The sequence below is a fragment of the Nocardiopsis sp. N85 genome, assembly GCF_028882275.1.
Lineage (GTDB): Bacteria > Actinomycetota > Actinomycetes > Streptosporangiales > Streptosporangiaceae > Nocardiopsis > Nocardiopsis lambiniae.
In genome coordinates this window covers 308384-331266 of record NZ_JARBUT010000005.1, presented here as the reverse complement: position 1 = coordinate 331266, position 22883 = coordinate 308384, and the positions used below count along the sequence as shown (strand labels likewise).

18 protein-coding genes and 1 tRNA gene are annotated in these 22883 nt (G+C 71.1%); 13 read left to right on the top strand and 6 right to left on the bottom strand.

What is annotated here, in order from left to right; genetic code table 11:
• Nucleotides 1-399: 399 nt before the first annotated feature.
• The 3 genes from PWG71_RS10310 to PWG71_RS10300 all read right to left on the bottom strand — a co-directional run bounded on the left by PWG71_RS10310 (nt 400) and on the right by PWG71_RS10300 (nt 2785).
• Entirely contained in the window at nt 400-981 is a 582-nt protein-coding gene (locus PWG71_RS10310; RefSeq protein WP_446725002.1) for a methylated-DNA--[protein]-cysteine S-methyltransferase, read from the bottom strand.
• 26 nt (nt 982-1007) lie between these two features.
• Nucleotides 1008-2411 (bottom strand): AlkA N-terminal domain-containing protein, encoded by a 1404-nt coding sequence (locus PWG71_RS10305; RefSeq protein ID WP_274809367.1) that lies wholly within the window; start codon nt 2409-2411, stop codon nt 1008-1010.
• A 98-nt stretch (nt 2412-2509) separates the two neighbouring features.
• On the bottom strand, nt 2510-2785 hold the full coding sequence (locus PWG71_RS10300) for a hypothetical protein (RefSeq protein ID WP_274809366.1): 276 nt from the start codon (nt 2783-2785) through the stop codon (nt 2510-2512).
• Nucleotides 2786-2901: 116 nt separating this feature from the next.
• On the opposite strand from PWG71_RS10300, the gene PWG71_RS10295 reads away from it, so the two are divergent.
• The 3 genes from PWG71_RS10295 to sucD all read left to right on the top strand — a co-directional run bounded on the left by PWG71_RS10295 (nt 2902) and on the right by sucD (nt 5757).
• Nucleotides 2902-3309 (top strand): cobalamin B12-binding domain-containing protein, encoded by a 408-nt coding sequence (locus tag PWG71_RS10295; RefSeq protein WP_274809365.1) that lies wholly within the window; start codon nt 2902-2904, stop codon nt 3307-3309.
• 372 nt (nt 3310-3681) lie between these two features.
• Entirely contained in the window at nt 3682-4863 is a 1182-nt protein-coding gene (gene sucC, locus PWG71_RS10290) for an ADP-forming succinate--CoA ligase subunit beta (RefSeq protein ID WP_274809364.1), read from the top strand.
• 15 nt (nt 4864-4878) lie between these two features.
• A complete protein-coding gene (gene sucD / locus PWG71_RS10285) occupies nt 4879-5757 on the top strand; it encodes a succinate--CoA ligase subunit alpha (protein ID WP_274809363.1) in 879 nt (292 codons plus the stop codon).
• Between the two features lie 63 nt (nt 5758-5820).
• Here the strand turns inward: sucD and PWG71_RS10280 are convergent, their stop codons facing one another.
• Complete coding sequence (locus PWG71_RS10280) at nt 5821-6315, bottom strand: DUF1707 SHOCT-like domain-containing protein (RefSeq protein ID WP_274809362.1); 495 nt, start codon at nt 6313-6315, stop codon at nt 5821-5823.
• A gap of 144 nt (nt 6316-6459) precedes the next feature.
• Between PWG71_RS10280 and PWG71_RS10275 the strand changes: the two genes are divergently transcribed.
• On the top strand, nt 6460-8076 hold the full coding sequence (locus PWG71_RS10275) for a cell division protein PerM (protein ID WP_446724997.1): 1617 nt from the start codon (nt 6460-6462) through the stop codon (nt 8074-8076).
• 151 nt (nt 8077-8227) lie between these two features.
• On the opposite strand, the gene mfd is transcribed toward PWG71_RS10275, so the two are convergent.
• On the bottom strand, nt 8228-11833 hold the full coding sequence (mfd, locus tag PWG71_RS10270; protein WP_274809361.1) for a transcription-repair coupling factor: 3606 nt from the start codon (nt 11831-11833) through the stop codon (nt 8228-8230).
• Between the two features lie 348 nt (nt 11834-12181).
• Between mfd and cysC the strand changes: the two genes are divergently transcribed.
• The 9 genes from cysC (at nt 12182) to PWG71_RS10225 (ending at nt 20942) form a co-directional block, all read left to right on the top strand.
• Nucleotides 12182-13777 carry an adenylyl-sulfate kinase gene (cysC, locus tag PWG71_RS10265; RefSeq protein ID WP_274809360.1) on the top strand — a complete coding sequence of 532 codons (1596 nt, stop codon included), beginning with the start codon at nt 12182-12184 and terminating at the stop codon, nt 13775-13777.
• A 70-nt stretch (nt 13778-13847) separates the two neighbouring features.
• Nucleotides 13848-14591, top strand: a complete 744-nt coding sequence (locus PWG71_RS10260) for a MazG family protein (protein WP_274809359.1) — start codon at nt 13848-13850, stop codon at nt 14589-14591.
• Between the two features lie 347 nt (nt 14592-14938).
• Nucleotides 14939-15505, top strand: coding sequence for a TetR/AcrR family transcriptional regulator (locus PWG71_RS10255; RefSeq protein ID WP_274809358.1), 567 nt, complete (start codon nt 14939-14941; stop codon nt 15503-15505).
• A gap of 115 nt (nt 15506-15620) precedes the next feature.
• Nucleotides 15621-16904, top strand: a complete 1284-nt coding sequence (eno, locus tag PWG71_RS10250; protein ID WP_274809357.1) for a phosphopyruvate hydratase — start codon at nt 15621-15623, stop codon at nt 16902-16904.
• A gap of 174 nt (nt 16905-17078) precedes the next feature.
• Nucleotides 17079-17450: an FtsB family cell division protein gene (locus tag PWG71_RS10245; protein WP_274809356.1), complete on the top strand. Its 372-nt coding sequence runs from the start codon at nt 17079-17081 to the stop codon at nt 17448-17450.
• A 53-nt stretch (nt 17451-17503) separates the two neighbouring features.
• The gene (locus PWG71_RS10240) at nt 17504-18082 is read left to right on the top strand and encodes a DUF501 domain-containing protein (RefSeq protein WP_274809355.1); all 579 of its coding nucleotides are present in this window, start codon (nt 17504-17506) and stop codon (nt 18080-18082) included.
• Complete coding sequence (locus tag PWG71_RS10235; RefSeq protein ID WP_274809354.1) at nt 18079-19065, top strand: Ppx/GppA phosphatase family protein; 987 nt, start codon at nt 18079-18081, stop codon at nt 19063-19065. The genes PWG71_RS10240 and PWG71_RS10235 overlap by 4 nt, the downstream gene beginning before the upstream one ends.
• 311 nt (nt 19066-19376) lie before the next feature.
• Nucleotides 19377-20756, top strand: coding sequence for an NAD(P)/FAD-dependent oxidoreductase (locus PWG71_RS10230; protein ID WP_274809353.1), 1380 nt, complete (start codon nt 19377-19379; stop codon nt 20754-20756).
• 112 nt (nt 20757-20868) lie between these two features.
• Nucleotides 20869-20942, top strand: a tRNA-Leu gene (locus PWG71_RS10225).
• A gap of 27 nt (nt 20943-20969) precedes the next feature.
• Here PWG71_RS10225 and PWG71_RS10220 read toward each other — a convergent pair.
• A complete protein-coding gene (locus PWG71_RS10220; protein WP_446724996.1) occupies nt 20970-22769 on the bottom strand; it encodes a helix-turn-helix domain-containing protein in 1800 nt (599 codons plus the stop codon).
• Between the last annotated feature and the right edge of the window lie 114 nt (nt 22770-22883).

The window sequence follows — 22883 nt, the reverse complement described above, 5'->3', positions numbered from 1 at the left end:
CCTGTGGTGGGGTGGGAGAGTAGGTTGCCGCCACGGTTTTTTTTCGGGTTGAGAGCCTTCCGTCCTCTTTTTTTTGGGGGTGGGGGGCTTTCCCTGTGTGTGGGGTTGGTGTGTGGGGGGGGTCGCCGTGGGCGGCCCCCCTCTTTTTTTTGTGTGTGGGGTGGTGTGGGGTGGGGGTGGCTGGGGGCCGCCCTCTTCTTTTTTTGTGTGTGGGGTGGGGGGTGGGGGGTGCTTTTTTCGTGCTCGGCTGGGTCGTGGTGGTCGGGCGGGGGTTCGCGCTTTAGGTCCGGGGCCGACCACCGGGGTCGAAGGGAAGCAGCAACTTCCCCGGGGTCGTGCGGGAGCGGACGTCTTACGACCGTGGCCCGGAACGTCGATGGTCGAGGAGTTCACCTGTGCTCACGCACCCCGGGACTCCAATGCCAGCAGGAACCTCTTGCGTTCCAGTCCGCCCGCGTACCCCGTGAGGGTGCCGTCGGCGCCGATGACGCGGTGGCAGGGGACGATGATGCTGATGGGGTTGCGCCCGTTGGCCATGCCGACCGCCCGGGAGGCGGTGGGACGCCCGATCTCGCGGGCGAGTTCACCGTAACCGGCGGTCTCGCCGTAAGGGATGGTGGTGAGCGCGGACCACACCTGCCGCTGCCAATCGGTGCCCGCCGGTGCCAGCGGAAGGTCGAAATCCCTCAGTTCCCCCGTGAAATAGGCGCGCAGTTGGGTGATCGCGTCGGCGAGCACGCCCGTGTCGCCGTCCTCCCGGATCCAGTCGGTGGGAACGTGCCGTTCCCTTCCGTCCTTGGCCGGGGTGAGCACGCCGCCCAGGGCCTTCCCGTCGCCGTACAGGGTCAGCTCCCCGAGCGGGGAGTCCATGGTGGTGTACCGGGTCGGGCCGGGGGTGGGTCGCATGAGCACCACGGGGGTGCCGCGCGCGGGTGCGGGCATCTCGATGTCGAAGGGCAGCATGTCCATATCCGTGTTCATCTCCACGTCGTCGGTCTCCGTGTCCTTCACAGTGAGGCCCACAGGAGGTGGGTGGCGTACGATCGCCACGGGCTCCAGGTCTTGTCGTCGGGGGTGCCGGTGAGGGCCTTCTTCACCCCGAGGTCGGTGCCCAGGAACACGTCCGGATCGCCCAGGCCGCGCATGCGCACGTAGGCGGCGGTCCACGGTCCGATGCCGGGGAGTTCCAACAGGCGGTGCTCGGTGGCGTCGCGGTCGCAGCCCGGGCCCAGGTCGACGCGGCCGGAGGCGATGGCGTCGTTCAGGCCGACCAGGGTCGCGGCGCGGCGTCGGGGCATGGGCAGGCCCTCCGGGTCGAGGGTGGCCAGGACGTCCGGGGCCGGGAACAGGTGGGTGAGGCCGCCGGTGCGCAGGGCCGGTGCGAGCGGTGTCCCGTACCCCTCGACGAGGCGGCCGGCGAGCGTGCGCGCCGCGGCCACGGAGATCTGCTGGCCCAGCACCGCGCGCACGGCCAGTTCGGCCGGGTCGGTGTGGCCCGGGGAGCGCAGCCCCGGGAACCGGGCGGCGAGCGGACCGAGCAGGGCGTCGGCGGCGAACACCTCGGCGACCGCCTGCGGATCGGCGTCCAGGTCGAGCAGGCGGCGGCAGCGGCGCACCGCCCCGGTCAGGTCGCGGGTGTCGGCCAGGCGCAGTCGGCACACCGCGTGCCCCGGGCCGGCCGACAGTTCCACCGTGCCGGGGCCGTGCGGCAGCGGAAGGGTGCGCCGGTACACGCCGTCGCGGTACTCCTCGATGCCCGGGACGGCGCGGGTGCCCAGGAACCTCAGGGCCCGCTCCAGGTCGATGGGCTCCCGGTAGGCGAGACGGAGCGTGATCGTCCCGGAGTCGCCGCGGGCGGTCCGGCAGCCGCGCATCTCGCCGGGAGCCCGGTCGAACACGGCCCGCATGGTCTCGTTGAACTGACGCACGCTGGAGAACCCGGACGCGAACGCGATGTCGGTCATCGGCATGTCGGTGGTCTCCACGAGCGTGCGCGCCGTCCGGGCCCGTTCGGTGCGGGCCAGGGCCAGCGGGCCGGCGCCGAGTTCGCCGGTGAGCAGCCGGTTGAGCTGGCGTTCGCTGTAGCCGATCGCGTCGGCCAGGGCGCCGACGCCGCCGCGGTCCACGGCTCCGTCCTGGATGAGCCGCATCGCGCGGCCCACGACGTCGGCGCGGATGTTCCACTCGGGTGAGCCGGGGGTCGTTTCGGGGCGGCAGCGCTTGCAGGCCCGGAATCCCGCCTCCTGGGCGGCCGCGGCGGTCGGGTGGAACACGACGTTCTCCCGCTTCGGGGTGCGCGCGGGGCAACTCGGTCGGCAGTAGATCCCGGTCGTTCGCACGGCGATGTAGAACATCCCGTCGAAACGGGAGTCCCTGCCGTGTACGGCGCGGTAGCGCTGGTCGTCGTCCATCACGACTCCATGGTCGCCGATCCCGGGCGTCCGGACCGGCGGTTTTCGGACATCGCGGTCAGGCCGGTGTGAGTGCCGTTCTCATGCCCCGCCGGGCGTCACTCCCGCTCGCGCAGGTAGTCGATGTAGACGGGGCGCAGTGCCTCTTGGACCTCGGGGTCGTTCTCCGCGGACAGCGCCTCGTACACGAATCCGGAGAGCTGGGCGACGCTGGCGTCGCTCGCCTCCTGGTTGCCGGCGATGGCCTGGGCGGCGGGGATGAGTCCGAGCAGCTTCCAGAAGAAGCGCAGGTCCCACTGTTGACGTGCCAGTTCGACGGCGCGCTCGCGCAGCTCATCGGTGTCGAGCCGATCGAGGTCCTGTTGCTGTGTCATGTTCCGGACGATACCCGTCCCCGCGCCCGGTCATCGGCAGTGACCTGGGTTACTCTTCACACCATCGGAATGTTCTCGCACAAGGGTCCTCACAAGGGGCCGTGAGGGGTTGGACCATGGCTGGTGCAGCACGGGTCGTCGTCGCCAAACCGGGGCTGGACGGACACGACCGTGGAGTGAAGATCGTCGCCCGAGTGCTGCGCGACGCCGGTGTCGAGGTCATCTACACGGGGTTGCGGCAGACGCCGGAGATGATCGTGGCGGCCGCCCTCCAGGAGGACGCCGACGCGATCGGCCTGTCGGTGCTGTCGGGGGCGCACATGACCATGTTCTCCCGGGTGCTGGAACTGCTGCGGGAGAACGACGCGCAGGACATCCGGGTGTTCGGTGGCGGGATCATCCCGGACGAGGACATCCAGGAGCTGGAGCGGCTGGGGGTCGCGAAGATCTTCACACCCGGCGCCCCGACGGCGGAGATCGCCGCGTGGGTGAAGGAGAACGTACGTCCCGCGCACGCCGCCTGAGGGGCGGCGTGATGTTCATCGCACGCCCGTTCCGTGCCATTCCGGGACCAATGGTCGCCTTCGGGGTGTTATAGAGCGTGGCGCTGGTCACAGATTTTCCCATGGGGGATCCCTCCAGGGCCGCGTGTGCGGCGTTCGGCGGGGTGGGACGCTCGGGGAAAGCGCCCCCGGTGTCCGGCGGTCGGATCTCGGGCGACTAGGCTTTGTGCATGTCGCGGGTGGCTAAGACGCCGCGGCGATCTCGATCTCTGTAGACGGCTCGCCCCACCGGGGCGCCCGCGTCGTGTGACACGCATCAGTGGTCACAGCCGGATCCGGACGAGGCCACCCCGGTAGACATCCTGAGCCAGCGAGTTACAAGGACGGACCCTCGTGGACCTGTTCGAATACCAGGCGAAGCAACTCTTCGCAGAGTACGGGGTTCCCGTACCCCAGGGGAAGGTGGCGAGCACGGCCGCCGAGGCACGTGCGATCGCCGATGAGTTCGCCGCTGCCGGCAAGCCCCGCGTCGTCGTCAAGGCGCAGGTCAAGACCGGCGGTCGCGGTAAGGCCGGTGGCGTGAAGGTCGCCGAGGGCCCCGAGGACGCTCAGGCCAAGGCCGAGCAGATCCTCGGCATGGACATCAAGGGCCACACGGTCCATCGTGTCCTGGTCGAAGAGGCCTCCGACATCGCGGAGGAGTACTACTTCTCCTTCCTGCTGGACCGGGCCAACCGGAACTTCCTCTCGATCTGCTCCGCCGAAGGCGGCGTGGAGATCGAGGAGGTCGCCGAGACCGACCCCGACGCCGTCGCCAAGATCGCGATCGATCCGCTGACCGGGGCCCCCGAGGCCGTCGCGGCGGAGATCGTCAAGGCCGGTCGCCTCCCCGAGGCCGCCGTCGCCGGCGCGACCGAGGTCGTCACCAAGCTGTGGAAGGCCTTCGTCGGCAAGGACGCGACGCTCGTCGAGGTCAACCCGCTCATCCTCACCAAGGACGGCCGCGTCGTCGCCCTGGACGGCAAGGTCACCCTGGACGAGAACGCCGAGTTCCGCCAGGACCTGGAGAGCCTCGCCGTTCCCGAGGAGGGTGACCCCCTGGAGGTCGCCGCCAAGGAGAAGGGCCTCAACTACGTCAAGCTCGACGGCGAGGTCGGCATCATCGGTAACGGTGCCGGTCTGGTCATGTCGACCCTCGACGTGGTCGCCTACGCCGGTGAGGACTTCGGCGGCGTCAAGCCCGCCAACTTCCTCGACATCGGTGGCGGCGCCTCCGCCGAGGTCATGGCCAACGGTCTTGAGATCATCCTCGGTGACCCGGCCGTCAAGAGCGTCTTCGTGAACGTCTTCGGTGGCATCACCGCCTGCGACGCCGTCGCCAACGGCATCGTCCAGGCCCTGGAACTGCTCGAAGAACGTGGCGAGGACGTCACCAAGCCGCTGGTCGTCCGACTGGACGGCAACAACGCCGAACTGGGCCGCCAGATCCTCACCGATCGCGCCCACCCGGCGGTGCGACAGGTCGACACGATGGACGGCGCCGCCGCGCAGGCCGCCGAGCTCGCGGCTAAGTAGGGGGACCGACACACCATGGCCATCTTCCTCACCAAGGACAGCAAGGTCCTCGTTCAGGGCATGACAGGCTCTGAGGGCACCAAGCACACCCGCCGCATGCTCGCGTCCGGCACCAACATCGTCGGTGGCGTGAACCCGCGCAAGGCCGGCCAGAAGGTCGACTTCGACGGCGCCGAGGTGCCGGTGTTCGGCTCCGTCGCCGAGGGCATCGAGGCGACCGGCGCCGACGTCACCGTGATCTTCGTTCCGCCGAAGTTCACCAAGGACGCCGTCGTCGAGGCCATCGACGCCGAGATCGGTCTGGCCGTCGTCATCACCGAGGGCATCCCGGTGCACGACACCGCCGAGTTCTGGGCCTACGCCCAGTCCAAGGGGAACAAGACCCGCATCATCGGCCCGAACTGCCCCGGTCTCATCACCCCGGGTCAGTCCAACGCCGGCATCATCCCGGCCACGATCACCAAGCCGGGTCGCATCGGTCTGGTGTCGAAGTCGGGCACGCTGACCTACCAGATGATGTACGAGCTGAGCGACATCGGCTTCTCCTCCGCCGTCGGCATCGGTGGCGACCCCATCATCGGTACCACCCACATCGACGCCCTGGCGGCCTTCGAGGCCGACCCGGACACCGACGTGATCGTGATGATCGGTGAGATCGGCGGCGACGCCGAGGAGCGCGCGGCCGCGTTCATCAAGGAGAACGTGACCAAGCCGGTCGTCGGCTACGTCGCGGGCTTCACCGCCCCGGAGGGCAAGACCATGGGCCACGCCGGTGCCATCGTCTCCGGTTCCTCCGGTACGGCCGCCGCCAAGCAGGAGGCCCTGGAGGCCGCCGGCGTCAAGGTCGGCAAGACCCCCAGCGAGACCGCCAAGCTGGTGCGCGAGCTGTTCTAGTCCCGACGGTCGTCACGGCCCCGTTCCACCTCCGGGTGGGCGGGGCCGTCGCCGTTCCCGGGATCATCCCCGGGTGACCTCGCCGGGGCCGGGGTTCTGCCGACGGTGGCGGCGGGCGACGGCGGTGATGAGACCGGGGACCACCATCAGGCAGAAGAAGCCGAGGAAGACGCTGATGGCGGTGATGTTCCCGGAGACGAACGTGGGGACGCCCCACACGAACAGCAGGAAACCGCCCCATCCCAGCACGCCGGCGAGGTTGTCGCCGTCCTTCTTCTTCTTTCTCGCGACCTTCGCCGCGGTCGCGGCCAGGTCGACGGGCCCGGACTCGGAGGCGGGTACGGCCAGGGCGGCCGGGCGCGGGCGCAGGTGGTCGGGCAGATCCTCGAACAGGGGGACCAGGTCCAGGTTGGTGACGGCGCGCAGGGCCGTCGCGGAGCGCTCCTCGTGTTCGTCGAGGGTGAGCCGGCCTTCTTGGACCGCGGTGCGCAGTGACTCCAGCGCCTCGTCGCGTTCGCCGTCGGAGAGGCGGTAGGAAGCGGGTTCTGGGCCTGCCATGGGCGTCCATTCGAGCGGGGGAACGATCCGGTCTCTCATGGTACGACGGGCATTCCGGCCAGGCGGTTCCACCGGGACGGGGAAGTACGACACGCCCGGGTGGGGATGGCGCGGAGCATTCCCGTCCCTGGCAGCATAAGTCGGGTGAGCACGCCAGGATCTCCCCCCGAAGCGCCACGGCCGATCTACTCCACCGGTGGTGTGGCCGCCGCGACCGCCGCCGGTATCGGATTGGCGATCATCGTCACCCTCACGATGATCGGTTGGGTGGCCGCGCCCCACGACACGTTCGGCGAGGAGATCGTCGACCTGTTGCAAGGGGCGGTGCTGGCCTGGCTCGTCGGCCACCACGTGTCGTTCTCCGTGCCCGACGGGGAGATCAGCCTGCTCCCCCTCGGCTTCGTGCTGCTGCCGGGGCTGCTGCTGTACCGGTCGGGCCGGTGGGTGGCCCGCAACTGCGAGATCGCCCGGCTGCGGCACGTGCACCGGGCGGCGACCGCGATCGCCGGGCCCTACGCGGCGATCGCCGGAACGCTCGCGCTGCTGGCCCGCACCGACGCGGTGGAGCCGAGCATGCCGCGCGCGCTGCTCATGGGGTTCGTCATCGCGTTCCTGGCCGGCGGGCTGGGCGTCCTGCGCCAGCTGATGCGTGACAAGGGCGTGGTGGCCCGGGACCTGTTGGGATTGATGCCGGCCCGTTCGCGCTCGCTCCTCGTGGGGATGCTGGCCTCGACCGGGACCCTTCTGCTCGGTGGGCTCCTGCTGTTCACGATCGCGTTGGCGGTGAGCCTGCCCGAGGCGGTGGAGACCACCCGCCTGTTGGGTCCGGGCTGGGTGGGCGGGGTGTTGCTGATCCTCATCCAGCTCGCCTACCTGCCCAACGCCGTGGTGTTCGCGGTCTGCTACGCCCTGGGCCCGGGGTTCGCGGTGGGGGAGATGACGGTGGTGGCGCCGACCGGGGTGTCGGTGGGCCCGTTGCCGATGCTGCCGATGCTGGCGGCCCTGCCGGAGAACGGGGCGGCACCGGTGGTGTCGTTGTCGGCGCTGCTGGTGCCGTTCGTCGCCGGCGCGGTGGGCGGTGCGCTCACCCAGCGCAGTGCCCCGGACCTGGTGAGCGAGGCCGCTCCGCTGTGGGGGTTCGTGTGCGGGGTGACCACGGGTCTGCTGTGCGCGGCCCTGGGCGCGCTCGCCGGGGGATCCCTGGGCGGGCAGCGGTTGTCCGACGTCGGACCGTCGGCCTGGCAGGTGGGTCTGGTGGCCGCCCTGGAGGTCGGACTGGCGGCGGCGATCGCGGCCTGGGTCGCGAACTGGTGGTACACCCGGGCCGGGCTCGCCACGGCGGAGGCCGGGACGGCCGAGAAGCCCGCGGCGGAGAGGCCCGAGACCGAGGCACCCGCGGAACCCCGCCCGGCGGTGGAGTTGCCCGTCGACGTCCCCGTCGGCAAGGGGTTGGCCACCGTCACGCCGCTGCGCCCTCGGGAGGACCCGCCGGAGGAGGCCGCACGGGACACCCCGGTCCCCGAGGAGGCGGCGCCCTCCGTGGAGGAGGAGCGCGAGAGTCGAGAGCGGGAGCGCCGCGAGCGCGACGAGGCCAAGGCGGCCCGCAAGGCCGCCAAGGCGGCCGAGCGCGAGCGGCGGCGCCGGGAGCGGGCCGAACGCCCCCGGTGGTGGCGTCGCGGACCCGCCGAGGAGGACTCCGAGGACCTGTACGGCATCACCTACGAGGCCGACCCCGAGGAGGTCGAGACCCCCCGGAACTGAGCCCCGGCCCGATGCCCGGATCGCCGTCCGCGACGCGCGGGGCCTCCCCTCGACGCGGAACGTCCGTTGCCGCCCGCCGTCATCGTCGACGACCCCCGACATGCGACGCGGGGCCGCCCCCCCGTGGGGGACGGCCCCGCGAACGGGCCTCTCAGTCGTTCGGGATCGGCGGCTTGCGCTTACCCGGTTCGAAGATCGCCGTGACCAGTTCCGAGCACCACGCCAACAGCTCCAGGTCGCGCAGCGGCTTGCCGCCCATGCCGCCCGCCTTGGGCACCGGCACCAACAACGTGCGCGTGATCTCCTTGAGCAGCGACTTCGGGTACATGCGCCGCAGCCGCAGCTCCTGCGACTCCCTCAGGTCCACCGGCGTGAACCGGATCTGGTTGCCCTGCAACACCACGTCCTGCAACCCGGCCGATCGTGCCAGCACCCGGAAGCGGGCCACCGCCATGAGGTTGTCCACCGGTTGCGGCGGGGCGCCGTACCGGTCCGTCAACTCCTCGTAGGCGGCCAGCACGTCCTCCTCGCACGTGACGCCCGCGATCCGCTTGTAGGCCTGCAACCGCAGTCGCTCCCCCGGCACGTAGTCGTGCGGGATGTGCGCGTTGACCGGCAGTTCCACCCGGGTCTCGGTCTCCTCGACCGCGCCCTGGCCGCCGTCGCCCTTGAGCTCGGCGACGGCCTCGCCCACCATGCGCACGTACAGGTCGAAGCCGACCCCGGCGATCGTTCCCGACTGCTCCGCGCCCAGGATGTTGCCCGCGCCCCGGATCTCCAGGTCCTTCATCGCCACGTACATGCCCGCACCCGTCTCCGTGTGCTGGGCGACCGTCGCCAACCGCTCGTAGGCCATCTCGGTGAGCGGCTTGTCCTGCGAGTACAGGAAGTACGCGTAGGCGCGCTCGCGCCCCCGCCCCACGCGTCCCCGCAGCTGGTGCAGCTGTGACAATCCGTAATTGTCGGCGCGGTCCACGATCAGGGTGTTGGCGTTGGGCACGTCCAGCCCGGACTCGACGATGGTCGTGGAGACCAGTACGTCGAAGTTCTTCTCCCAGAAGTCCACCATGACCTTTTCGAGCTGCTGCTCGTTCATCTGGCCGTGGGCGTAGGCGACCCGCGCCTCGGGGACCAGCCGCTGGATGTCGGCGGCGACCTTGTCGATGGACGCCACCCGGTTGTGCACGAAGAACACCTGGCCCTCGCGCATCAGCTCCCGGCGGATCGCCGCGGTGATCTGCTTGTCCTCGTACGGCCCCACGAACGTCAGCACCGGGTGGCGCTCCTCCGGCGGGGTGAGGATGGTGGTCATCTCCCGGATGCCCGTCAACCCCATCTCCAGGGTGCGCGGGATCGGGGTCGCCGACATCGCGAGCACGTCCACCTGGGTGCGCAGCCGCTTCAGCGACTCCTTGTGCTCGACGCCGAACCTCTGCTCCTCGTCGATGATGACCAGGCCCAGGTCCTTGAAGCGGGTCTCGGACGACAGCAGTCGGTGGGTTCCGATGACCACGTCGACCTCGCCGTTGCGCAGCCCCTCCCTCGTCAGTTCCACCTCCGTGTCCGTCTGGAACCGCGACATCGGCTTGACCGTCACCGGGAACGACGCGTACCGCTCGGTGAACGTGGACAGGTGCTGCTGCACCAGCAGGGTCGTGGGCACCAGCAGTGCCACCTGCTTGCCGTCCTGCACCGCCTTGAAGGCGGCGCGCACCGCGACCTCCGTCTTGCCGTAGCCGACGTCGCCGCAGATCAACCGGTCCATGGGGACCGACCGGGCCATGTCCTTCTTGACCTCCTCGATGGCGGCGAGCTGGTCGGGCGTCTCCACGTAGGGGAAGGCGTCCTCCAGTTCCCGCTGCCACGGGGTGTCGGGGCCGAAGGCGTGCCCGGGCGAGGCCTGGCGCGCCGAGTACAGCCGGATGAGGTCGCCGGCGATCTCGCGGACCACCTTGCGGGCGCGGCTCTTGGCCTTGCTCCACTCGGCGCCGCCCATCTTGGACAGCGTGGGCGCGTCGCCGCCGACGTACCGGGTGACCTCGCTCAGCTGGTCGGTGGGCACGAACAGGCGGTCACCGGGTTGGCCGCGTTTGGAGGGCGCGTACTCGATGAGCAGGTACTCGCGTGTGGCGCCCTGGATCTGGCGGCTGACCATCTCCAGGTAGCGGCCCACACCGTGCTGTTCGTGCACCACGTAGTCGCCGGGCTTGAGCTGGAGCGGGTCGACCGTGCCCTTGCGTCGGCTGGGCATGCGCCGCATGTCGCGGGTGGAGGACTTCTGTCCGGCCAGGTCGGTCTCGGTGAGCACCACGGTGTGCACGGTGCGCAGGAGGAAACCGTGGTCCACCAGTCCGGTCGTCACGGTGGCGACGGCCGGCGCGGGCGGTTCGGTCAGGTCCTCGACCAGGTGGGCGCCCAGCCCCGCGTCGCGCAGCATCGCCACGAACCGCTCGGCGGGCCCGTGTCCCTGGGTGACCAGGACGACACTCCAGTTGTCGTGCAGCCAGCCCTTGATGTCGGCCAGAGCGCGCTCGGTGTCGCCTCGGTAGGACTCGGCGGGCACCGCGCCCACCACCACCGCGTCGTCCTCTTCGGTGCTCGCGCCCTCGCCCGCGCTGAACGGGGTCAGGCCCCACCAGGGAAGGTCCTGTTCGGCGGCGATGGAGCGCAGGTCGGCGATGGACATGTACGCGGAGGCGCCCAGGTCGATGGGGGCCTCGCCGCCGGACGCGGCGTTGATCCAGGAGGCGTCGAGGAACTCGGCGCTGGTGGCCTCCAGTTCCACGGCACGGGTGCGGATGCGCTCGGGGTCGCAGCCGACCACCATCGCGCCCTCGGGCAGTAGTTCCAGCAGCGGTTCCATTCGCTCGGCGAGCACGGGGGCGAACGCCTCCATGCCCTCCACCGCCACGCCGTCGGCCATCTTGGTGAGGGTCTCCGCCAGCGACGGGTGTGCCGCGGCCAGGGCCCGGGCGCGCTCGCGCACCGTGTCGGTGAGCAGCAGTTCCCGGCAGGGCGGCGCGAACAGCCCGGATGCGGCGTCGCCGTGGTCACCGGCGCCCTCTCCGGCGGTGATGGACCGTTGGTCGGCGACCTGGAAGTAGCGGATGTCCTCGACGTTGTCGCCCCAGAACTCCAGGCGCAGCGGGTGTTCCTCGGTGGGCGGGAACACGTCGAGGATGCCGCCGCGCACGGCCATGTCGCCGCGTTTCTCCACCAGGTCCACCCGGGAGTAACCGGTGTCGGCCAAGGCCCGGACCACGTCTTGCAGGGCGATCTCGTCGCCGGGGCGGACCCGCACCGGCTCCAGGTCGCCCAGCCCGGCCACCAACGGCTGGAGCACGCCGCGCACGGGCGCGACGATGACCCGCAGCGGCATGGTCAGCGGGTCGGAGGGGTCGGGGTGGGCCAGTCTGCGCAGGACCGCGAGGCGTTGGCCGACGGTGTCCGAGCGTGGGGACAGTCGTTCGTGCGGCAGGGTCTCCCACGCCGGGAACGACGCCACGGAGTTCTCGGGCAGCAGTGACCCCAGGGCGTCGGCGAGGTCGATGGCCTCCCGCTCGGTGGCGGTGATGGCGAGCACCGGTCGTCCCGCGCCCACGGGGCCGTCGGCGGCCAGCGCGCCCACCATGAAGGGGCGCAGGGCCGCCGGGGCGACGAGGTCGAGGTGGGGATCGTGGCCGCCGCGGGCGGTCTCGATCGCGCTGTGCAGTGCCGGGTCCCGGGAGACGTCGGCGAGAAGTCCAATGAGGCTCATAGCACCAAAGAAAGGAAGAAGAAGGTCCGGTTCAGGCGGATGTTCGCGGCCTGCACGGTGAGGGGGCGGCGGCACGGACAGGAGGCGCCGCCCAGGTCTGTTCAGACATGTTCAGACTATCGAGTCCGGGGCTCGCGCGCGGGCGGGGTGTGGACGGACGGTGGTGGGTTCCGGCTCCGTGGCGGGTGCGGACCGTCTCCGGGCGGACCGGGCGGTGCCTTCATGGGAACCTCTCATGACCTGCCGGTATTCCGTTCGGAGCGGTTCGGCGCGGTCTCCTGGAACGGGTCGGGCATACGCTAGTGGCGATTTCGGTGAACTCCGATGGGACCGTGGGAGAGGAAGCGCGTGGTGAGTGCCGAGAGGCGTGGGAGTGCGTCGGACGGGGCCGTGGGTCGGCCGGACGCACCGGTCTTCACCCCAGGTCCGGACGCGCTCGCCCACCTGGAACTGATCCTCAGCGGGGCCTACCCGCTGCCGGGTTTCATGACACGTGAGCAGGCCGTGTCGGTGGAGCGGAGCGGTCGGCTGCCCGACTGGCGGCCCTGGCCGGTTCCGGTCACCCTCCCCGTCCCGGCCGACTTCACCGCCGACACCGACACTGTGGTCCTCACCGACCCCGAGGGCGCCCCGCTGGCCGAGCTGGTGGTCGCCGAGCGTTGGGAGGACGACCGGGGGCGGTTTCACCTGGCGGGCGACGTGTCGCTGCTGCGGCCGCCCACCTACGGTGTGCTGCGCGAGTTGCGGGCGACCCCGGCGGAGGTGCGCGCCCGTCGCGAGCTGGAACGGGGGTCGTCCGGCCCGCTGCTGGCCGTGGTCACCGACCGGCCCCTGCATCACCGGGCCCTGCACCAGATCCGGGCGGAGGCCGAGGCGCTCGGTCGGGCCCCGGGAGTGGAGGCGGACCGGGCCGAGGTGCTCGTCCTCATCGACACCGGCCTGGAGGAGGAGGGGATGACGGCGGCGGTGCTCGCGGCCCGGCCCCTGCTGCCGCCGCGCACCTCCTTCGTGGTGTGCACGTTGCCGCGCGCGGCGGACCGCGTGAGCGGGCCGTTCGGAGGCCCGTGGAACGACCGGACGGTCCTGCTGGCGGCGCACGTGGCCGCCGCCCACGGGGCCACCCACCTGATGGTGGAGGCCGGGGAGCGGGGACCGGACGTGGAACGGGTCATGGCCCGACGCCCGCCGGTGACGGTGTTGGACCCCGAACCGTGGCGGTACGACGCCGACGAGGGGCTGTGGGAGTCGTTGACCCGGGTGGATCCGGCGCGTGCCCGCCGCGACCTGACCGACGACGAGGTGGAGGAGGAGCTGGCGCACGGGCGTGAGCTGCCGGTGTGGTTCACCCCGGCCCGGGTGGGCGCGGAGCTGGCCCGGTTGCGGCCGGCGCGTACCCGGCGGGGTCTGACCGTGTTCTTCACCGGTCTGTCGGGGTCGGGCAAGTCGACGATCGCGCGCGGTGTGCGCGAGGGGATCCGGCGGTCGGGGCGGTCGGTGACGCTGCTCGACGGTGACGTGGTGCGGCGCATGCTGTCGCACGGGTTGACGTTCTCCCGTCAGGACCGGGAGCTGAACATCCGCCGTATCGGGTACGTGGCCGCCGAGATCGGTCGGCACGGCGGGGTGACGGTGTGCGCGCCGATCGCCCCGTACGCCCGTGGGCGGGCCGAGGTGCGGGCGCTGGCGGAGGAGGCGGGCGGCGACTTCTTCCTGGTGCACGTGGCGACCCCGCTGGAGGTGTGCGAGGCTCGCGACCGCAAGGGCCTGTACGCCAAGGCGCGGGCGGGGGAGATCCCCGAGTTCACCGGGATCTCCGATCCCTATGAGGAGCCCGTCGACGCCGACCTGGTGGTGGACACCGTGGACACCGACCCGGCCGATTCGGTGGCGGTGGTGCTGTCGGCGCTGCGCGCGGGCGGCTGGCTGCCCGAGCAGGACCACTGAGCCCCCTTCCCGGATTCGGCGCCCCCCGTAACCCCCGAGACACGGACACGAGGACACGAGGACACGACGCATGATCGAACCCCAGCCCGTCGGGCACCGTCTGCTGCGCCTGGTCGAGGTGATGGACACCCTGCGCCGCACGTGCCCCTGGGACCGGAGCCAGACCCACGAGAGTCTGGCGAAGTACCTCATCCAGGAGGCCTACGAGACCCTGGAGACCATCGAGGAGGGCGACGTCGCGCTGTTGCGCGAGGAGCTCGGCGACGTGCTGTTGCAGGTCGTGTTCCACGCGGCGATCGCGGCCGAACGCCCCGAGGGGGACCCGGAGCGGTTCACGGTCGACGACGTCGCCGACGCCATCATCGACAAGATGACCCGTCGCCATCCGCACGTGTTCGGTGGGGTGGAGGTGTCGGGCACCGATGAGGTGTGGTCCAACTGGGAGGCCATCAAGGCCGCCGAGCGGGCCGCCAAGGCCGAGGCGAGGGGTGGCGCCGAGGAGGTCTCCGTCCTGGACGGGGTGCCCTTCGCCCAACCGGCCGTGATGTTGGCGGCCGAGGTGCAGGGACGTGCGGTGCGCAACGGTTTCCCCGCGGATCTGGTGGGGGACGACGGCGGTGAGGGCGGGGGGCTGTTCGCGGCGGTGGCCGCCGAACGCGATCGCGACCGTGACGCCGAGACCGACCTACGGGCGGCGGCCAGGCGCTTCGACGCGCACGTGCGGGCGGCCGAGGCGGCGGCACGGGCCGACGGTCGCGATCCCCGTGGTCTGTCGGAGGGGGAGTGGCGGTCCTACTGGGCGGCCACCGCATGAGGGGGCGTCGGGCCGTGGGGCCCGGTGCCGTGCCCGTCGGCGGGTGAGCGTCCACGTGTCCCGGGGCGCGGGACCCGAGGGCCGCGTCCGGGCCCCGTAGGCGGCCGGTGCGGGGGCGTGCGACCAGGTCGCCGTGGTGGTGCGGCCGGTGGGCGAGGGCGGGTCCGGCGACGTCCGCGCCGGAGATCGGGACGTCGCGCACGGCGGTCGTGGAGGTCCTCCACGGGGGTGCGGCGGAAGGCGCCGCGCCCTCCACGGTGGAGGACCGGCCGTCAGGCGACCTACCGGCCGGAAGGTCGGGGAGGGGCCCGTCGCACCGGGTGGCGGGAGAACGAGGAGGGACATCGGTGCCCAGAACGCACGGGGACACCAAGGCCGAGATCCGAGGAGCGGCCTTGGACCTCTTCCGCAGGCAGGGCTACGAGAAGACGAGCCTGCGCGAGATCGCCGAGCGGCTGAACATCACCAAGGCCGCGCTCTACTACCACTTCCGCTCCAAGGAGGACCTGCTCCGGGCCCTGGTCGACCCCCTGGAGCGGGACATGGAGGACTTCCTCGGCGGACTGGACGCGACCGCCCCCAACGCGCCCGACGAGGTCCTGGGCGTCTACTTCGACCTCTGTGTGCGCCACGGCGTCCTCATGACGGCCCTGATCAACGACCTGGCGTCCCTGACCCGGATCGGACTGGTCGACGAGGTCGCCGGTTGGCGGCGCCGGCTTGAGGCCGTGCTGGTGGGTGAGAACGCGGGGATGCCCGCCAGGATGGGCGTCGTCATGGCCCTGGGCGGCATTCGGGACGTCGCCGTCCTGATCCCGTCCGCGGAGGCCCCGGAGCACCGTCGACGGGCCGTCGCGATCGCCACGGCCGCGCTGTTGGAGGGGACGGGCGGGAGAACGCCCGGTATGGACTAGACCAATTTCGCAGGGTGGGCGCGCTCACACCCGAAGCGGGTCGCTAGTCTCGTTGTCGGGTCCTGGAACAGCGGTTCCGAGAAACCGAAGAACACCGAAGAGACGGAGACAGACCTTGGCGTCCATCGAGGCAGTACAGGCGCGAGAGATCCTCGACTCCCGCGGAAACCCGACCGTCGAGGTCGAGGTCATGCTCGACGACGGCATCATCGGGCGCGCCGGTGTGCCCAGCGGTGCCTCCACCGGCCGGTTCGAGGCCGTCGAGCTCCGTGACGGCGGCGACCGCTACGGCGGCAAGGGCGTGACCAAGGCCGTCGCGGCCGTCAACGACGAGATCGCCAACGAGCTGCACGGCTTCGCCCCCGACGACCAGCGCCTCGTCGACCGCGCGCTCATCGAGCTCGACGGCACCCCCGACAAGTCCCGGCTCGGCGCCAACGCGATCCTGGGCGCCTCCCTGGCCGTGGCCCGTGCGGCCGCCGACGAGGCCGAACTCCCCCTGTTCCGTTACATCGGCGGTCCGAACGCGCACGTGCTGCCCGTGCCGATGATGAACATCCTCAACGGTGGCGCGCACGCCGACAGCAACGTCGACATCCAGGAGTTCATGGTCGCCCCCATCGGGGCGAGCACCTTCTCGGAGGCGCTGCGCTGGGGCACCGAGGTCTACCACTCCCTGAAGTCGGTCCTCAAGGCGCACGGCCTGGCCACCGGCGTCGGCGACGAGGGCGGCTTCGCGCCGAACCTGGAGAGCAACCGCGCCGCCCTCGACCTCATCGTCGAGGCGATCGAGAAGGCCGGTTACACGCCGGGCACCGACATCGCGCTGGCCCTGGACGTCGCCGCCTCCGAGCTGTACGCCGACGGTGTCTACACGTTCGAGGGCAAGCCGCGCACCTCCGCGGAGATGTCCGCCTACTACGCCGAGCTGGTCGCGGACTACCCGCTGGTCTCCATCGAGGACCCCCTCGACGAGGAGGACTGGGACGGCTGGAAGAAGCTCACCGACGACATCGGCGACAAGGTCCAGCTGGTCGGCGACGACCTGTTCGTGACCAACCCCGAGCGGCTGGCCCGCGGCATCGGGGAGGGCACCGCCAACTCGCTGCTGGTCAAGGTCAACCAGATCGGCACCCTCACCGAGACCCTGGACGCCGTCGCGCTGGCCCAGCGCAGCGGTTACACGGCGATGATCAGCCACCGCTCCGGCGAGACCGAGGACACCACCATCGCCGACATCGCGGTGGCCACCAACGCCGGACAGATCAAGACCGGTGCCCCGGCGCGCAGCGAGCGGGTCGCCAAGTACAACCAGCTGTTGCGGATCGAGGAACTGCTGGAGGACGCCGCCGTGTACGCGGGCGTGTCGGCCTTCCCGCGCTTCGCCCGACGCGGCTAGTCTGCCCCAGTGTCCCGCGAATCGCAGCAGCCGCCCGCAAAGGCCCGTAAGGCGAGCAAAGCCGACAGGCCGCGCGGTCGTGCCGGCCGTGCGCGGCGGGACACGGGGACCCCGGAACGGAAGGGGAGGGCGCCGGGCCCGGCGCCCTCCCCGCCCCGTGTCCGGGTGCGTCCCATGCTCACCAGCCGGGCGGCGATCCTGGCCCTGGTCGTGTGCGTGATCGCGCTCAGCCTGGCCTACCCGCTGCGCGAGTACGTGGCCCAGCGCGCCCAGATCGCCCAGCTCCAGGAGGAGCGGTCGCGCATGGAGGAGAGCGTGCGCGACCTGCGCGAGCGCGAGGAGGCCCTGGGCTCCGACGAGTACGTCGAACGCGAGGCCCGGCTGCGCCTGCACTACCAGTACCCGGGCGAGATCGCCTACATCGTCATCCGACCCGAGGACGAGGCCGACGACGGCGTCGAGGCCGGCCCGGGCGAGCCCTGGTTCACCGCGCTGTGGCGTTCGGTGCGGGCGGCCGACGACCCCTCCGCCGGCGCCGCGCCCTGACCCGGCCCCGGGCGGGAACGCCGGCGCGCCGGTGGCCCTATCCTGGATCGGTCATGACTTCCGCAGATCAGCCCGCACCCGGGCGTACCGGGGACGCCGTCGCCGAGCGCGACCTCGCCGCCATCGAACTCCAACTGGGCCGTGTCCCGCGCGGCGTGCGCGGTGTCGCCCACCGCTGCCCCTGCGGCCTGCCGGACGTGGTCCGCACGGCTCCGCGGCTGGAAGACGGCACGCCCTTCCCGACGTTGTACTACCTGACGTGCCCGCGCGCCGCCTCCGCCATCGGCCGGATGGAGAACTCCGGCCGCATGCGCGAGATGCAGGACCGCCTGGCCGAGGACCCGGACCTGCGGGCCTCCTACACCAAGGCGCACGAGTCCTACGTCGCCGAGCGGGCCGAGCAGGCGCGCCGCGACGGCGTCGAGCCGTTGCCGGAGGGGATGCAGAGCACCGGGGGCATGCCCGCCCGGGTGAAGTGCCTGCACGCGCTGGTCGCCCACGAGTTGGCCGAACCGGGCGTCAACCCCTTCGGCGCCGAGGCGCTGGAGGAACTGCCGCACTGGTGGGACAAGGGACCGTGTGCGTGCGTCGACGAGAACGCCCGTGAGGGCTCTGAAGGGAACGGTTCATGAGCGGTGTCGCGGCGATCGACTGTGGGACCAACTCGATCAGGTTGCTGATCGCCGACGTCGTGCACATCGACGGCGATGAGGTCCAGGTCGTCGATGTCGACCGGCGCATGGAGATCGTGCGTCTGGGCGAGGGCGTCGACGAGACCGGGGCGTTCGCCCCCCAGGCCCTGGAGCGCACCTTCGACGCGCTGCGCACCTACGCCGAGGCCATCGAGGCGCACGGTATCGAACTGGGGCCGGACGCGGTGCGGATGGTCGCCACCAGCGCCACCCGGGACGCGAGCAACCGTCAGGTGTTCATCGACGGCGTGCGCGAGATCCTCAAGGTGGAGCCGGAGGTGGTCACCGGCCTCGACGAGGCCGAGCTGTCCTTCGTGGGCGCCACCGCGGAGTTCGCGGCCGAGGCGGCCGAGGGCGGCCCCACCGACTTCGCGCCTCCGTTCCTGGTGGTGGACATCGGCGGCGGGTCCACCGAGTTCGTCCTGGGCGCCGAGCCCGGATCGGACGAGGAGCTGGTGCGGGCGGCGTTGTCGGTCAACATCGGCTGTGTCCGGATGACCGAGCGACACCTGCGCGGCGACCCGCCCACGGCCGAGGAGATCGCGGCGGCGACCGCCGACATCGACGCGGCGTTGGACGAGGTCGAGCGGGTCGTGCCGTTGCGTGAGGCCGGGTCGGTGGTGTGCGTCGCGGGGACCGCGACCACGGTCGCGGGGATCTTCCTGGACCTGCCGGAGTACGACTCGGAGCGGATCCACCACTCGCGTGTGCCCGTGGCCGAACTGGACCGGATCACCGAACGGCTGCTCGGGTCCACGGCCATGGAGCGTTCGGAGATCGGCGTCATGCACCCGGGTCGGGTCGACGTGATCGGGGCCGGCGCGCTGGTGCTGTCCCGCGTGCTCGCCCGGACGGGTGCCGACGCGTTCACGACGAGTGAGCACGACATCCTGGACGGCGTGGCCTGGAGCCTGGTGGTCTAGGTACGGCTTTCACCAGGGTCTTTCAGGGTCCGGACAAGGGCCCTTCGGGTGAGACGTGTCACCCCCACAGACCCTTGTGAATGCTTTCACAACCGCTCTGACCTGGGAAGACACATTTCCGTCAGGTCGGAAAGTGGTGGGAAGGTGGGCTTGTGTGAACCTTCTCTGTGGGTAGATGCTTGTGAAAGAATGCACAAGCAGCGACAAAAAGGTCGGGGTCCCGTAACAGCCACGACGCGCAACACCGAGTGGCGACCCCCACCCCCCGCACGAGCAGGGGGCGAGAAAGAAACCGTTAGGGCGGATATGCGATGACCGAGAGCAGGAACTACCGGCTGGTGCACGGCGGAGGGGACGAGGCGGAGATCCCGCACATCCTCATCGTCGGTGGCGGTTACCTCGGGATGTACACCGCGAAGCGGCTGGAGAAGAAGCTCGGGGCCGGCGAGGCGCGGATCACCGTCATCGACCCCAACTCCTACATGACCTACCAGCCGTTCCTGCCCGAGGCGGCGGCCGGGAGCATCTCCCCCCGCCACGTCGTCGTTCCGCTGCGCAAGGTCTTCAAGCGGACGCGCGTCCTCGGCGGCCGCGTCGTGCGCATCGACCACGCCGACCGCACGGTCCGCTTCGAGCCCAACGTGGGCGAGCCCGAGACCATCGCCTACGACCACCTGGTCATGGCGGCCGGCGCCGTCTCGCGCACCCTGCCCATCCCCGGCCTGGCCGAGTGGGGCATCGGCATCAAGACGGTCGAAGAGGCCGCCTACCTGCGCAACCACGTCCTCGACCAGCTGACGATCGCCGACTCCACCGACGACGAGGACGTCCGCCGCAAGGCGCTGACCTTCGTGTTCGTCGGCGGCGGCTTCGCCGGTGCCGAGGCCATCGCCGAGCTGGAGGACATGGTCCGCGACGCGGTCCGCATCCACCCCTCGATCGACCAGTCGGACGTGCGCTTCTTCCTCATCGAGGCCGCCGACAAGATCCTGCCCGAGGTCGGCCCCGAGGTCGGCACCAAGGCCCTCAACCAGCTCCGTCGCCGCGGCATCGACGTCCGCCTCAAGACGTTCCTGGAGTCGGCCGCCGACCAGCGCATCAAGCTCAGCGACGGCACCGAGTTCGACGCGGGCACCCTGGTGTGGACCGCCGGCGTCAAGCCCAGCCCGGTCGTCGCCGCCAGCGACCTGCCGCTCGGCCCCAAGGGCCACATCGACACCGGTGAGAACCTCACCGTCAACGGTGTGGAGAACGCCTTCGCCGGTGGCGACAACGCCCAGGTGCCCGACGGCAACGGCGGCTACTACCCGCCCAACGCCCAGAACGCGGTCCGCCAGGCCCCGGTGCTGGCCGACAACGTGATCGCCACCCTGCGCGGCACGAAGCTCACCGCCTACCGCCACAAGAACCTCGGCGCGGTCGCCGGTCTGGGCATGCACAAGGGCGCCGCCCAGCTGTTCGGCAAGATCAAGCTCAACGGCCGGCTCGCCTGGTACGCGCACCGCTCCTACCACCTGCTCGCGGTCCCGACCTTCAACCGCAAGCTGCGGGTGCTGTCGGACTGGACGCTCGGGTTCTTCCTGCGCCGCGACTTCGCCGCGCTGCCGGAGATGGTCGAGCCCCGCCAGGCCTTCGCCGAGGCCAGCAACCCGCAGGCCGTCGAAGGCGGCAACCTGCGTCGCGTGAGCTGACCGGCGAACGACGAGAGCGGCCGTTCCCCCGCGGGGGAACGGCCGCTTCGCGTGTCCCGTTCCGGCCAACGAGAGCCGAATGCGCGGCCGGTCCGGCCGGTATGATGGGCTCGCCCTCGTAGCCCAATGGTAGAGGCAGGCCCCCTAAAAGGGTCACAAGTGTCGGTTCGAGTCCGACCGGGGGTACTCGTACGCCCTTCCGGGTGCCCGCGCTCACTTCGCGGGACGATCCCGTTCCATCATCAGCTGGAGCTGGGTGAACAGCCGTTCCCCCGGGGCGGACAGGTCGATACCGCTGATCTCCGCGGCGCGCCGCACCCGGTAGCGCAGGGTGTTCGGATGGATGTGCAGCCGATCCGCCGCCGCCCTGGCGTCCCCGAACTCCTCCAGGTACGCCGACAGCGACCGCACCAGCTCCGACCCGCCTCCCCGGTCGTACTCCACCAGCCGGTCGACCCGGGGATCGCGCAGCGACGGGTCCTCGCGCAGGCGCGCCAGCGTCTCCCGGATGAGCACCCGCGAACGCACGTCGTCGATGGTCGCGACCTCCCGGTCGGCGTCCCCCCGCATCGCCTCCAACACCCGGTCGGCCTCCTGCCGTGACTCCGGCACGTCCGCCAACCGGCCCACCGGTGATCCGATCGCGGCCCGTACCCGCGACCCCAACGCACCCCGGGCCGCCTCCACGATCTTGCCGCTCAACGTCACCACCGACCGCTCCGGACCCCCCTGGTCGTGGACCAGGTCGGGCAGCAGGACGTACACCCGCCCGTTCAACTCCGTCACCAGCGAACTGCGCCGGTAGGCGGCCGTGTGCACCGACACCAGGTCGATGAACCGGCGACGGCGCAACTCCCGTTCCGGACGATCGGCCCGCTCGCCCCCCTCCTCCCCGTCGAGGGCGAACGCCACCACCAGCGCGGCCCGATCACTGCGCACCTCCACGGTGTCGGCCAGCGCGGCGGCGTCGATCCGCCCCTCCAACAGGCTGGAGAGCAGGTCCTCGCGCAACCGCAGCCCGGCGCTGGCCCGCGTACGCTGGCGGATCATCTGGAGGGCCGTGGTGCGCGCCGCGCCCAACAGGGCCTCCTCGGCGTGCTCGGCCAGGGGCCGGGACCCCTCCTGCACCCAGATCGCGCCGAGCGGCCGGTCACCGGCGTGGATGCCCACGGCCAGGCGCCGCCGGATGCCGAGGTCGGGGTGTTCGTCGATGCGCACCACCTCCTCGCCCGCGCGCAGGGTGGCGAACACCCCCCACTCGCGCAGCAACGCCAGGTACGACTCCGGCCCCCGACGGCCCAGTACCGACAGCCGTCGCAGCTCGTCCACCTCCGCGCCACTGGAGTAGGCCAGCACCCGGCTCGCGGAGTCCTCGATGCTCACCAGCCCGCCGGTGAGCTGTGCGATCGTCTGCGCCATCGAGAACAGGTCGCCGTCGGCCTCGCCCACGTCACCGCCGTCGAGCAGCCGGGCGTCGTCCACGATGCCCTGGCACACCGCCTGGAACCGGTCCCAGCGCACCTCCGGGCGCACCACCAGCAACGTGATGCCCGCCTCCTGGGCCTCGGCCCGCAGTGGCGCCAGATCGTCCCCGCCGATCCGAGGACGTCCCCGGGCGGGCGCCTCCTCCCGATCGTGAGGGAGCCCGCCCTTGACGGCGACGGCGGTGGCGCCCCGCTCGGCGATCGACCGCACCAGTCGGCGGGCCGAGCCGCCCCGGGCTCCGATGAGCAGCACCAGGTCTCCGGCGCGCACCTCGGTCCGGTCCTCGGGGTCCATGATGAGGACGTTGTCCACCTGGACATCCAGGCCTGCCGGGGCGGCGGCCACGTCCACGATCGGGTCGCCCAGGGCCAACAGGAGACCGCGCAGGGGCACCCCCGGGCGCGGGGCGTCCGAATCTCTGTCTTGACCAGCGGTGATGGAGGATGTCACAGAGGGCTCCGTTGGCGGTCGTCGAACGTTGGTGCGCGTGCGGTGTCGTTGGGACGTCGCTGGACCTTCGGGTTTCATTTTGTCCCAAGGGACAAACAGCTCGGGCAAAGAGTGGCCCGTCCCACAAGGTTCGCACGGGCTCGCTCTGCGAACGTTGGATGAGACAGCCCCTGCGTGATTCAGGGATACGAC